The sequence below is a fragment of the Pelomonas sp. CA6 genome (assembly GCF_022549225.1).
Taxonomy (GTDB): Bacteria; Pseudomonadota; Gammaproteobacteria; order Burkholderiales; family Burkholderiaceae_C; genus Roseateles.
The window spans coordinates 342,726-355,603 of the sequence record NZ_JAKZFD010000001.1; the positions used below are offsets into that span (position 1 = coordinate 342,726).

The window sequence follows — 12,878 nt, forward strand, 5'->3', positions numbered from 1 at the left end:
GATCGCCATATGATTCTCTCCATCCCATCAACCCCACAGCGGAGAGTATCGATGTCCCTGATCAACACCCAAGTGCAGCCGTTCAAGGCGCAGGCCTTCCACAACGGCAAGTTCATTGAGGTCACCGAGCAGAGCCTGAAGGGCAAGTGGTCCGTGCTGATCTTCATGCCGGCCGCCTTCACCTTCAACTGCCCGACCGAGATCGAGGACGCGGCCGAGCACTACGCCGAGTTCCAGAAGGCCGGCGCCGAGGTCTACATTGTCACGACCGACACGCACTTCTCGCACAAGGTGTGGCACGAGACCTCGCCGGCTGTCGGCAAGGCCAAGTTCCCCCTGGTTGGCGATCCCACCCATGCGCTGACCAACGCCTTCGGCGTGCACATCCCCGAAGAAGGCCTGGCGCTGCGCGGCACCTTCGTGATCAACCCCGACGGCGTGATCAAGACCGTGGAAATCCATTCCAACGAGATCGCCCGCGACGTGGCCGAGACCCTGCGCAAGCTGAAGGCCGCCCAGTACACCGCCTCCCACCCCGGTGAAGTCTGCCCGGCCAAGTGGAAGGAAGGCGCCAAGACGCTGACCCCGTCGCTGGACCTGGTGGGCAAGATCTAAATCTCACCGATCTCTCACTGCACGGTGGCCGGGCATTCCCTCCACCTTCTGCAAAGCCTTCCTGGCGGGCCGCGGGTCCGTCGGGAGGGGGCTGGCCGCCCTGTCGCGTCATGAAAGGGGGCCGGCTCTCGAAGACGCTCATCGATTGAAAGGAAGTACCCCATGTTGGACGACACCCTGAAGGCGCAACTCAAGGCCTACCTGGAGCGCGTGACGCTGCCGTTCGAGATCGAGGCTTCCCTGAGCGACTCCGAGAGCTCCCGCGACTTGCAGCAACTGCTGCAGGACATCGCATCGATGTCCGACAAGATCACGCTGCGCACCGATGGGCAGGACGGCCGCCGGCCTTCGTTCAGCCTCAAGCGCACGGGCAGCGAGCAGGGCCTGCGCTTCGCGGGCATCCCGCTGGGCCACGAGTTCACCTCGCTGGTGCTGGCGCTGCTGTGGACCGGCGGCCATCCGCCCAAGGTCGAGCCAGACCTCATCGAACAAATCAAGGGCCTGGACGGCGACTTCAACTTCGAGGTCTACATGTCCCTGTCCTGCCACAACTGCCCGGACGTGGTGCAGGCGCTGTCGCTGATGGCGGTGCTCAATCCCAAGGTCAAGACGGTGGTGATCGAAGGCGGCCTGTTCCAGGATGAGGTGAATGCGCGCGAGATCATGGCGGTGCCCATGGTCTATCTGAACGGCGAGGTCTTCGCCTCCGGCCGCATGACGGTGGAGGAGATCGTGGCCAAGCTGGATACCGGCGCGGCGGCCCGCGACGCGGCCAAGCTCAGCGCGAAGGACGCCTACGACGTGCTGATCGTTGGCGGCGGCCCGGCCGGCGCGGCGGCGGCCGTCTATGCGGCGCGCAAAGGCATCCGCACCGGCATCGCGGCCGAGCGCTTCGGCGGCCAGGTCAACGACACGCTGGCGATCGAGAACTACATCTCGGTGCTGGAGACCGATGGTCCGAAGTTCGCGATGGCGCTGGAGCAGCATGTCAAGCATTACGGCGTGGACATCATGAACCTGCAGCGCGCCGAGAAGCTGGTGCCGGCTGCCGAGCCCGGCGGCCTGATCGAAGTGCAGCTGGCCAATGGCGGCGTGCTCAAGAGCAAGACCGTCATCCTCTCCACCGGTGCGCGCTGGCGCAATGTGAACGTCCCCGGCGAGCAGGAGTACAAGAACAAGGGCGTGGCCTACTGCCCGCACTGCGACGGTCCGCTGTTCAAGGGCAAACGCGTCGCGGTGATCGGCGGGGGGAATTCTGGCGTCGAGGCGGCGATCGACCTGGCCGGCATCGTCGAGCATGTGACCCTGGTCGAGTTCGCCGACCAGCTCAAGGCCGATGCGGTGCTGGTGAACAAGCTCATGAGCCTTCCCAACGTCAGCGTGCACGTCAACGCACAGACGACCGAGATCACCGGCGCCGACGGCAAGGTCAACGGCCTGCGCTACAAGGACCGCGTGGGCGGCGACGAACACCTGGTGCCGCTGGAAGGCGTGTTCGTGCAGATCGGTCTGGTGCCCAACACCGAATGGCTCAAGGGCACGCTGGAGCTGTCGCGTTTCGGCGAGATCGTGGTCAACGCCAAGGGCGAGACTTCGTTGCCCGGCGTCTTCGCCGCGGGCGATGCGACGACCGTGCCCTACAAGCAGATCGTCATCGCGGCCGGCGATGGCGCGAAGGCGGCGCTGTCGGCCTTCGACCACCTGATCCGGCACTGAGCCGGACCTGGGCCAGACCGCTGGCCCGGTTTCCCTTTGACGGTGCGCGAGCGGCTCAGGCCGGCGCACCGGCAACGCGCCGCGCGGTCCACAGGCCCTCCAGGCTGTAGACCGCCAGCGCGGCCCAGATCAGCACGAAGCCCGTCAGCCGCGAGCCGGCCAGCGGCTCGTGGTAGAGCCACACGCCCAGCAGGAACTGCAGCGACGGCGAGATGTACTGCAGCAGTCCCAGTGTGGTCATCGTGATGCGGCGGGCCCCGGCGGCAAAGAGGAGCAGCGGCAGCGCCGTGATCGGGCCGGCCGCGAGCAGCCAGGCCCATTGCGACAGATCGGCGCCGACCAGCGCGCTGTGGCCCTGCAGCGTCCATGCCGCCAGCGCGATCGCGGCCACCGGCGCGAGGATCAGGGTCTCCAGCGTCAGGCCTTCCAGCGCGCCCAGCGACGCGGTCTTGCGCAGCAGCCCGTAGACGCCGAAGCTCAGGCCCAGCACCAGCGCCACCCAGGGCGGGTGCCCGGTGCTCAGGCCCAGCCACAGCACGCCGGCCGCGGCCAGCCCCACCGCCAGCCACTGCGCCGGCCGCGGCCGTTCGCGCAGCACCAGAAAGCCCAGCGCCACATTGACCAGCGGGTTGATGAAATAGCCCAGGCTGGCATCCAGCACATGGTTGTTCTGCACCGCCCACACATAGGTCAGCCAGTTGGTCGACAGCAGGACTGCGGACAGCGCGAAGGCAGCCAGCAGCCGCGGCTGGCGCAGCACCGGACCCAGCCACGCGAAGCGCCTGATCGATGCCAGAACCAGCACCATGAACACCATGCACCACAGCGTCCGGTGAGCGATCATCTCCAGCGCCGGCACCTGGGCCAGATGCTTGAAGTAGAGCGGGAACAGGCCCCACGCGGCATAGGCGAGGGCGGCGTAGAGCATGCCGGAGCGGACGTGGGCCATGATGTCTTGCATGAAGCGGTCCGCGATTTTGCCCGTCCGCCTCGCCGCGTGCTGACACAGGGTCGACACCGCATCGGCGCCCCATGACTTTGCGCATGCCATGGAATCCCTATGTTCAAGCCGGGGCCGGGCGCGCAGCATCAGCGGACATGGCCCGCATCCACTTCACGGCGCAGCTGCGCCGCTTCGTCGAGGCGCCCGAGATGGACTGCGCCGCGGCGACCCTGGGCGAGGCGCTCGAGCAGGTCTTCGCCGAGCACCGCCGGCTGCGCGGCTATGTGCTGGACGAACAGGGGCATCTGCGGCCCCATGTGGCCGTCTTCATCGACGGCCAGCGGGTGCGCGATCGCGTGGGCCTGAGCGACACGCTGCAGCCGCAATCGCAGGTGCATGTGCTGCAGGCCCTGTCGGGAGGATGAGCGATGGCGTCTCGTGCATGGGTGGCCACCCGCAAGGGCCTGATCGAAATCGAAGCCCTCGCGGGCGGCGGCTGGCGCGTGGCCCGGGTCAGCTTTCTCGGCGATCCGGTCAGCATGCTGCTGCCGCCACCACCCGGGGGCGGACGCATGCTGGCGGCGCTGAATCTGGGGCATTTCGGCTGCAAGCTGCACGCCTCGGACGACGGCGGGGTCCACTGGACCGAGCTGGAGGCGCCGGCCTATCCCGCGCAGCCGGAGGGGGCCGAAGGCCCGGCCTGGACGCTGCAGCAGATCTGGTCGTTGGAGCGTGATGCGGCGGGCCGGATCTGGGCCGGCACCATCCCCGGCGGGGTGTTCCGTTCCGATGACGACGGGGCTTCCTGGCGGCTGGTGGATGCACTGTGGTCGCATCCGGCGCGGCTGGGCTGGTTCGGCGGCGGCTATGACGCGCCGGGCGTGCATTCCATCTGCCCGCACCCGCGGCGTGCCGACGACCTGCTGCTGGGCATTTCCAGCGGCGGCGTCTGGCGCAGCGAGGACGCGGGGCAGGGCTGGCGGCACAGCGCCGCGGGCCTGCGGGCGGACTACATGCCGCCCGAGCAGCGCGACGATCCCAATATTCAGGACCCGCACCGCATCGCACGCTGTCAGGCCGAGCCAGAGGTGCTCTGGTGCCAGCATCACAACGGCGTCTGGCGCTCCGAGGATGGCGGCGCCCATTGGCAGGAGTTGCGGCCGCCGCTGTCGGTGTTCGGCTTCGCGGTCGCGGCCCATCCACGGGATCCGTTGACGGCCTGGCTGGTGCCCGGCGTCAAGGACGAGAAGCGCATCCCGGTCGATGGCGCGCTGGTGGTCAATCGCACGCGCGACGGCGGCCGCAGTTTCGAAACGCTGCGCACCGGGTTGCCGCAGCAGGACTGCTACGACCTCGTCTACCGCCATGGGCTGGACGTCGATGCCAGCGGCGAGCACCTGCTGATGGGCAGTACCACCGGGTCGCTGTGGGCCAGCCGCGATGGCGGCGATCGCTGGGCCATGGCGCTGCCCCATCTGCCGCCGATCTACGCGCTGCGCTTCGGTTGAGGCGGACGGCCGGGCTCAGCCCTCCTCCATCCAGCGCGCCCACTCCGGGCCGGGCCGGGCGACGAACTCCAGCGTGGTGCCGGTCAGCGGATGACGGATTTCCAGCGTCTGGGCATGCAGCCACAGCCGCTGCAGGCCCAGGTAGGCGGCGAGCGCACGGTTCAGCGGCCCCTTGCCATGGTTGGCGTCGCCGATGATGGGGTGGGCCATGTGCTTCAGATGGCGTCGAATCTGGTGGCGTCGCCCCTGGACGGGCTGGCATTCCAGCAGCGCCAGGCGCGTCACGGGGAAGCGCGCATCGGTCTGCAGCGGCAGCGCCAGGCGCCGCAGGCAGCGCCATTCGGTCTGCGCTTCCAGCAAGACCTGACCCCGCGAGGGCAGCTCGGGGTCGCGCGCCAGCGCATGGTCAACGAGCCCCTGCGCGTCGGCCGGCCAGCCGCGCACCAGGGCGATGTAGCGCTTGCGGCTCTCTCGCTCGGCGAGCGTGCGGCCCAGCAGGCCTGCGACCTCGGCGCTGAGGGCGAAGACCAGCACGCCCGAGGTGCCCTTGTCCAGGCGATGCACAGGCCAAACCGGCCGGCCGAGCTGGTCGCGCAGTCGCTGCAGCGCAGCGTCGTCCTCGTGGGCATCCAGGCTGCTGCGATGCACCAGCAGGCCGGCCGGCTTGTCGACCACGGCCATGTGCTCGTCCAGGTACAGCAGGGGCAGGGCAGGGGGTGTGACCGATTCAGCGATTTGCATGGCGGGGCGTCGTTCGATGTCGTCCAGATGCTGCATTTCCCCGTTATGGGGGGTATGACGCACGGGTGGCGCTTTCACACAATCCGGCCGCGCGGACATCAGCACATTCCCGGATCTCGGGCCGTGCGCAGCAAGACAGGGAGAAACACATGCCTCAGGAATTCCACATCGGCCACCGTTCCAGCCTCGTGACCTTCATGGCCTGGGGATTGCTGGTGCTGGGCACGCTGGCGGTGCTGCTGGCCTGGTGGGCGCCCCAGCCGCTGCTGGCGACTTTTTGCGCGCTGTGGGGGCTGGCCTGCGCGGCCACCGGCAACGCGCTGGGACGCCGGCTCGAGTGGGGTCGCCGCGTCGCGCGCACCATGTTGAGCAGCCTGCCGCTGCTGGCCGTGCTGGTGGGGCTGGGTTGGGCTGGGCTGCAGCCGTCGCTGACGCTGGGCCTGGGCGTCGCCGCGATGCTGCTGCCGCTGGGCTGGGCGCTGCGGCGGCTCAACTCCCGCGGCGTGCGCCAGGAATTCGCCTGAGCCAGGGATGGCGAGCATGCCGGGTCAGCCGGGAAAGTCGCCATCCACGTAGTACCAGACGCCGTTCTCGCGCACGAAGCGGCTGATCTCCTCCAGGCGGTGCGCCCGTCCGCCCAGCTTGCTGCGGGCGACGAAGTGCACGGTCGCGTGGCTGTCGTCCTGCCGGCGATGGGCCTTGACCTGCAGTCCCAGCCAGCGCAGTCCCGCGTCATCGGGCTCCAGCGAATCCGGACGGGTGCTGGGGTGCCAGGTGGCCCGCAGGTAGGCGTGCAGGCCGCGCACATAGGCGCTGTAGCGGGAGCGCATCAGTGCCTGCGCGTCGATGGCGCACAGGCTGCCGTCCAGGGCATGGCGCGCATGCAGCGCGCCGCAGCAATGCTCGTAGGGCAGGCCGGATCCGCAGGGGCAGTCGGCGTCGGTGGGCGGTCGGGACATGGGGCGGCATCATGCCAGGGTCGCCGGGCTCACTAGAATGGCTGGATGGATTCCCAGGACTTCGGCGCGCCCGCGGGCCCGCAAGACGACATGTTCGCTCCGCGCGTGCCGCGCGGGCTGCTGGACAACCTCAACCCCGAGCAGTACGCGGCGGTCACGCTGGGCCAGGAGCCGGCGCTGATCCTGGCTGGCGCGGGCTCGGGCAAGACCCGGGTGCTGACCACGCGCATCGCCTGGCTGATGAGCCAGGGCTATGCCACGCCGGCCAGCGTGATGGCGGTGACCTTCACGAACAAGGCGGCGAAGGAGATGGTCACCCGACTGTCGGCCATGCTGCCGGTGAACGTGCGCGGCATGTGGATCGGCACCTTCCACGGCCTGTGCCACCGCTTCCTGCGCGCGCACTGGAAGCTCGCCGGTCTGCCGCAGGGCTTCCAGATCCTGGATGCCAGCGACACGGTTTCGGCGGTCAAGCGCGTGATCAAGGCGATGAATCTCGACGAGGAGCGCTTCGTTCCCAAGCAGGTGTCCTGGTTCATCGCCGGGGCCAAGGAGGATGGCCTGCGTCCGCGCGACATCGAGCTGCGCGACGAGCAGACGCGCAAGCTGGTGGAGATCTACCAGGCCTACGAAGACCAGTGCGAGCGCGAGGGCGTGGTGGACTTCGCCGAGCTGATGCTGCGCTCCTATGAGCTGATGCGCGACAACGACGCGGTGCGCGAGCACTACCAGCGCCGCTTCCAGTACGTGCTGGTGGACGAGTTCCAGGACACCAACAAGCTGCAGTACGCCTGGCTGAAGATGTTCGCGCCGCCGGGGCGCGGCCAGGGCGTGTTCGCGGTCGGCGACGACGACCAGAGCATCTACGCCTTCCGGGGCGCGCGCGTGGGCAACATGAGCGACTTCGAGCGCGAGTACCGCGTGCGCCGGGTCGTGAAGCTGGAGCAGAACTACCGCAGCTTCGGCAACATCCTGGACTGCGCCAACGCGCTGATCAGCCACAACAGCCGCCGCCTGGGCAAGAACCTGCGCACCGAGGCCGGCCCCGGCGAACCGGTGCGCGTGCACGAGGCCGCGAGCGACTTCGCCGAGGCGCAGTGGTTGCTGGAGGAGGCGCAGGCCCTGCACCGCCAGGGTCTGGCGCGCAGCGAGATCGCGGTGCTCTACCGCAGCAACGCGCAGTCGCGCGTGATCGAGTCGGCGCTGTTCAACGCCGGCATCCCCTACCGGGTCTATGGCGGGCTGCGCTTCTTCGAGCGGGCCGAGGTCAAGCATGCGCTGGCCTATCTGCGCCTGATCGAGAACCCGAACGACGACACCAGCTTCCTGCGCGTGGTGAACTTCCCGGCGCGCGGCATCGGTGCGCGCACCATCGAGCAGCTGCAGGACGCCGCGCGCGCGAGCGGGCGCAGCCTGTACCAGAGCGTCGGCGCCGTCAGCGGGCGGGGCGGCACCAGCCTGGCCGGCTTTGTCGGCATGATGGACGCGATGCGCGAGGCGACCACGGGCCTGACGCTGCGCGAGATCATCGAGCACACGCTGCAGGCCTCGGGGCTTCTGGACTTCTACCGAGCCGAGAAGGAAGGCGCGGAGCGGCTGGAGAACCTGGACGAACTGGTCAACGCCGCCGAGGCCTTCGTGACGCAGGAGGGTTTCGGCAAGGACGCCGTCGCGCTGCCGGTGGACGAGACGGGGTCAGGTTTTGCCCCCGGCGACATTGCTCCCGGGCTGCCCGCGGCGCCCGCGCCCGCGGCCCAGCCCGTGCCGGACGCCGAAACCGGCGAGATCATGTCGCCGCTGGCGGCCTTCCTGACGCACGCCTCGCTGGAGGCGGGCGACAACCAGGCGCAGGCGGGCCAGGACGCCATCCAACTGATGACGGTGCATTCGGCCAAGGGGTTGGAGTTCGACGCGGTCTTCCTCACCGGCCTGGAGGAGGGGCTGTTCCCGCACGAGAACTCGCTCTCCGACGGCGACGGGCTCGAGGAAGAGCGGCGGCTGATGTACGTGGCGATCACGCGGGCGCGCCAGCGTCTGTACATCAGCTTCTGCCAGACGCGCATGCTGCACGGTCAGACCCGCTACAACATCAAGAGCCGCTTCCTCGAGGAGCTGCCCGAGGAGGCGCTGAAGTGGCTGACCCCGCGCAACCAGGGCTTCGGCTCTGGCTTCGCGCGCGACTACCAGCAGGCCTGGCAGCGTGGCTCGGGGCTGAAGTCCATGGTCGGTGCCGGGCGGGTCGATGCGCCGAGCTTCGGTGGCGCACCCGTGCCGCAGACCATGAAGCAGTCCGCGGCCCAGAAGACGGGCGACGAGCACGGCGGCCTGCGCGTGGGCAAGGGCGTGTTCCACAACAAATTCGGCGAGGGCGTGCTGGTCACGCTGGAGGGCAGCGGCGCCGACGCGCGCGCGCAGGTCAACTTCGGCCGCCATGGCATGAAGTGGCTGGCGCTGTCGGTGGCGAAGTTGACGCCGATCGAGTGAGTGTGAGTGAGTGAGCCCCCCGGTCAAAGGGTACTTTGACCGGCCCCCCGAGGGGGCGGCGATGCTCGCGGGGGTGGCCCCGCTCGCACATCGCCATGTGGGCCGGCTTGGGGCGGCCCGGCGCTCGGCCCTGAACACCCATCAAGCCCGGTGGGTAGGCTGGGCGGCCCCTCATGGGGGCGGCCAGCGCATCCCAGAAGCGGGTCAGGCGGCCTGCGCGGCGTCGTCGGGGGCGAGAAGGCGGCCGAAGGCGAGCTTGATCAGCAGCATCAGCACGGCAGCGGAGGCCACGAGCGCGGCGTGCAGGGCCCAGAATTGTGGGCCGCTGACCACCTCCAGCAGGCCGGCCAGCCAGCCGACGAAGGTGTTGCCGATGAACAGGTGCAGGTAGTAGGCGCCGATCATCAGGCCCTCCAGGCGCTTCGGTGCCGCGCGCGAGTACAGCGCCAGACCCACGGGCATCACGTTGGCGAAGCCCACGTTGTTCAACACGGTGTAGCCCAGGGTCCAGACGAGGCTCAGCCGGCCCCCCTCATGCTCGATCACGCCGGCGGCGAGCATGGTCAACGCCGGCGCGCTGGCGGCGACCAGTGCGCCCAGTGCCATCTTGCCCAGCTCGTCCGGTTCGCGGCGGCGCTGGGCCCACCAGCGCCAGAAGGCGATGGAGCCCAGCATGGTCAGCAGGCTGGTCGCCGCATCCACGGCTTGCAGCCAGGTCACCGGCACGGCCCAGCCGAACAGCACCATGTCCAGGTGCTTCTGGGCCCACAGCGGATAGGCGTTGTAGAACTGCTGGTTGCCGACGACGGACAACATCAGCACCGGGATCAGCGCGATCAACAGCAACAGGCGCTGGCGGTCGCGGCGGCTCATCGGTTCGCGGGCCGTGGCATCGTCGCGGCGCGACGGGCGCTGCGGTTCGGGCGGCAGATGGCGGCGTCCCGCCAGATAGACGAAGAGGCCGATCACCATGCCCACGCCCGCGGCGCCGAAGCCCCAGTGCCAGGCCACCTTCTCGCCCAGGGTGCCGCAGATGATGGGCGAGCCGATGACCGCGATCTGCACCGCCAGCATGAAGATCTGGAAGGCGCTGGCACGTCGCTTGTCCCCCGGCGGGTAGAGCGCGCCGACCTGGGCCGCGATGTTGCCCTTGAACGCCCCCACGCCGACCAGCAGGCAGGACAGCGCCGCCAGGAAGCTGGCATCGAAGGCCATCAGGAAATGACCCAGCGCCATCAGCACCGCGCCGATGGTGATGGTGCGCGTGCGGCCCAGCCAGCGGTCCGCGACGATGCCGCCCAGCAGCGGCGTCAGGTAGACCAGGCCGGCGTAGAGGCCGAAGATGAGCGAGGCCAGTTGCTGGGGCGAGCGTGCGCCGACGACGGATTCGAGCGCCGCGCGCAAGGCGTCCATGCCGCGCACATTGGCGATGTGCTCGGGCAAGAAGAGGTAGTTGCTGAGGTAGAGCACCAGCAGCGCCTGCATGCCGTAGTAGGAGAAGCGCTCCCAGAACTCGCAGAAGGCCAGCCAGCCCAGCCCGACCGGGTGGCCGAGGAAGGCGCGGTCGCTGGCAGGGGGGAGGGCGGAACCGGGGGCCGCCTGGGGGGCCGGCTCACCGGTGGGCATGACGACGGACATGGAGGGACGCCAGGGTGCGATGAAGTCCGCTAATGTCGCCGAGCTCGGCGACTCTGACCATCGAGGCTTCCCTGAACGGCGGATGGGGGCGACGGTCCACGAAAAAAAAGCCCCCGGCGGCTGCCGGAGGCTTCAAGTGCATGGTTGCGCCAGGCCTCTGGGCCTGGCCGGGGGTCAGACCTTGTTCAGCTTGACGCTGGTCGATGCGGCCGTCAGATAGCCGACGCAGGCGCCGAAGCGGTCCTTGTAGTTGGCGCGCACCAGCGGGTCCAGCGTGGGCTTGACCACGTTGTGGATGGAGCCCCAGTCGCCAGGGTGCTGGAAGTTGCTGGTGATGTAGGTCCAGCCGTTCAGATCGTCCACCACGCCCAGGCCGGTGGCCTCGGCGCCGGAGGGCATGGAGACCAGACGGCTGAGCTGCTTGGTGTCGACGTTGTAGGCCCACACGAAGTTGTTCACGTGCTGGCTGCTGTCCTCACCGATGAACAGGGTGCGCAGCTTCTCGGAGAACTTCAGGTTGTCCGGGTTGGCGATCTTGTCGGGGTTGCCGGTGTTGCCCAGCGGGTCGGCGGCGATGTCTTCGCCGACCAGCAGCGCCTTGGTCAGCGTCGGCACCCATTCGCTGTTGATCGCATTGCCGGCGGTGTCCTTCTGGCTGGCGGACAGCGTGTGCGCGAACACGCCGCCGGCATTCAGCGCCTTGGCCACGCCGACGTTGTAGGCGGGGTTGTTGGCGGCGTTGCCGGTGACCATGGAGCTCTGGATGTTCTGCAGCGCGGAGTAGGCCACCTTGTCTTTGATGTTGACCGTGGTGCCTTCCATCTTCGTGAAGGCCATGCTGGCGCCGACCAGCGCGGCATAGCGATGGGTTTCCAGGAAGGCGGCGGCTTTTTCCATGCCGGCCTTCAGCTTGACCCATTGCGGCTTGCCGCTGTACCAGATCTTGGTGTAGCTGGCGTCGGCCGGGTCCGCGGTCTTGACGTCCATGATGTCCGTCGGCTTGAGGCTGTTGGCCAGGGCCTCGATCTCGGCGCTGGTGGCCGAGCCCAGCTTGATCCAGGTGATCGCGGCGCCCGCGGCGGCCGGGTCCACCGAGAAACCGGAGGCGAACTTGGCGACATACAGTGAGCCGGAGGAGAGGTCCTTCTCCTTGTCGGCGACGAACATGAAGAAACCGCCGTTGGTGGCGTCGTCACCCATGATCGCGGTGCGGTTGTCGGGCATGACCTGGATCAGCTCATGCGAGATCCGGCCCATGCAGTAGTGCTTCTTGATCGAGCCGGTGCCGTCGGGGTTGACGGTCACTTCGGGCAGGTGGCCGTAGTGGTAGGGGTTGGCCTTGGTCGCGTCGCCGTACAGGTTCTTGCTGAAGTCCTGGAACTGGCTGCTGGTCGCCGCGGTGAAGGCGTCCGGCTCGTATTCCTCGCTGGACAGATGAGTGCCCCACGGGGACAGGCTAGAGCCGCAGGTGATCCACAGGCCCTTGACGGCGGAGGTGTCGACGTTGTGGTACTTCACCAGCGAGAGCTTGCCGGTGCTCTGATCCTGGTCCAGCGTCAGCACGGCGATGGGCGAGGGCAGGCGGCCGTACATGTCGGTCTTGCCGTCCTGGGCCCAGGTCGTGTATTCGAACTGCACGACGGCGAACACCGGCTTGCCCTTCACGCCGCTGACGTTGGCGTTGGGCAGGCTCAGCAGCGAGGTGCCGTCCGGCGAGTCGGAGAAGAAGTGGCGGTCCTTGCCGGCCACCGTGGTGTCGATGATGGGCTTGTTGTTGATGTCGTAGTAGCCGCCGGCGAGCAGGGTGCCGCCCTTGCCGTCCGGCACCATGTCGCCGGTGACGAAGAAGGCCGCATAGGCCAGCTGGAAGCTCTGCTTGGAGCCGTCGCTCAGCGAGACGTCCAGCGAGGAAGCAACCGCCGTCGTGGCCATGGCCTTGGGGTCGGCCAGGCTGGGGGCGGCCATCGCGGTGAAGGCGGCGGACACGAAGGTGGGCGCGGGCTTGTCGTCATCGCCGCCACCGCAGGCGGTCAGCAGGCTGGTGGCGCCGGCACCGGTGAGCGGCAGCATCAACGGGGTCGAGAGGAACTTCAGGGCCTGGCGGCGGGTGGGCTGGGAGGCTTGGGTCATGACAACGGATTCCATGTTGTGAGGGGCGGCCCGCTCGCGGGCCGTCGAGGTCACGGAGCGGCCACCGGCACCGGTGACGCCCCCGACAGGCCTCGCAGCCTAGGGTCGCCCTGTGTCAACAGCATGACTGCGCCCGCCGCGGGC

Annotated in this window: 11 protein-coding genes; 6 read left to right on the top strand and 5 right to left on the bottom strand. The window is 68.6% G+C overall.

Annotated elements, in window-relative coordinates:
• Positions 1–51 precede the first annotated feature (51 nt).
• Positions 52–615, top strand: a complete 564-nt coding sequence (gene ahpC, locus LZ017_RS01580) for an alkyl hydroperoxide reductase subunit C (RefSeq protein WP_241298303.1) — start codon at positions 52–54, stop codon at positions 613–615.
• A gap of 162 nt (positions 616–777) precedes the next feature.
• Positions 778–2,331 carry an alkyl hydroperoxide reductase subunit F gene (ahpF, locus tag LZ017_RS01585; RefSeq protein WP_241298304.1) on the top strand — a complete coding sequence of 518 codons (1,554 nt, stop codon included), beginning with the start codon at positions 778–780 and terminating at the stop codon, positions 2,329–2,331.
• A gap of 55 nt (positions 2,332–2,386) precedes the next feature.
• Here the strand turns inward: ahpF and rarD are convergent, their stop codons facing one another.
• The gene (rarD, locus tag LZ017_RS01590; protein WP_241298305.1) at positions 2,387–3,292 is read right to left on the bottom strand and encodes an EamA family transporter RarD; all 906 of its coding nucleotides are present in this window, start codon (positions 3,290–3,292) and stop codon (positions 2,387–2,389) included.
• Between the two features lie 137 nt (positions 3,293–3,429).
• Here rarD and LZ017_RS01595 point away from each other — a divergent pair, with 137 nt between their 5' ends.
• Complete coding sequence (locus LZ017_RS01595; RefSeq protein ID WP_241298306.1) at positions 3,430–3,699, top strand: MoaD/ThiS family protein; 270 nt, start codon at positions 3,430–3,432, stop codon at positions 3,697–3,699.
• Positions 3,700–3,702: 3 nt separating this feature from the next.
• Complete coding sequence (locus LZ017_RS01600) at positions 3,703–4,782, top strand: exo-alpha-sialidase (protein ID WP_241298307.1); 1,080 nt, start codon at positions 3,703–3,705, stop codon at positions 4,780–4,782.
• Positions 4,783–4,797: 15 nt separating this feature from the next.
• Here LZ017_RS01600 and LZ017_RS01605 read toward each other — a convergent pair whose 3' ends face one another.
• Positions 4,798–5,523 (bottom strand): pseudouridine synthase, encoded by a 726-nt coding sequence (locus LZ017_RS01605; RefSeq protein ID WP_241298308.1) that lies wholly within the window; start codon positions 5,521–5,523, stop codon positions 4,798–4,800.
• Positions 5,524–5,672: 149 nt separating this feature from the next.
• Here LZ017_RS01605 and LZ017_RS01610 point away from each other — a divergent pair, with 149 nt between their 5' ends.
• The gene (locus tag LZ017_RS01610) at positions 5,673–6,047 is read left to right on the top strand and encodes a hypothetical protein (protein ID WP_241298309.1); all 375 of its coding nucleotides are present in this window, start codon (positions 5,673–5,675) and stop codon (positions 6,045–6,047) included.
• A 24-nt stretch (positions 6,048–6,071) separates the two neighbouring features.
• On the opposite strand, the gene LZ017_RS01615 is transcribed toward LZ017_RS01610, so the two are convergent.
• The gene (locus tag LZ017_RS01615) at positions 6,072–6,482 is read right to left on the bottom strand and encodes a YchJ family protein (RefSeq protein ID WP_241298310.1); all 411 of its coding nucleotides are present in this window, start codon (positions 6,480–6,482) and stop codon (positions 6,072–6,074) included.
• A 90-nt stretch (positions 6,483–6,572) separates the two neighbouring features.
• On the opposite strand from LZ017_RS01615, the gene LZ017_RS01620 reads away from it, so the two are divergent.
• Positions 6,573–8,966 carry a UvrD-helicase domain-containing protein gene (locus tag LZ017_RS01620; RefSeq protein ID WP_241298689.1) on the top strand — a complete coding sequence of 798 codons (2,394 nt, stop codon included), beginning with the start codon at positions 6,573–6,575 and terminating at the stop codon, positions 8,964–8,966.
• A gap of 204 nt (positions 8,967–9,170) precedes the next feature.
• On the opposite strand, the gene LZ017_RS01625 is transcribed toward LZ017_RS01620, so the two are convergent.
• A complete protein-coding gene (locus LZ017_RS01625; protein WP_241298311.1) occupies positions 9,171–10,604 on the bottom strand; it encodes a peptide MFS transporter in 1,434 nt (477 codons plus the stop codon).
• Between the two features lie 174 nt (positions 10,605–10,778).
• Positions 10,779–12,734 (bottom strand): PhoX family phosphatase, encoded by a 1,956-nt coding sequence (locus LZ017_RS01630; protein WP_241298312.1) that lies wholly within the window; start codon positions 12,732–12,734, stop codon positions 10,779–10,781.
• Positions 12,735–12,878: the final 144 nt, after the last annotated feature.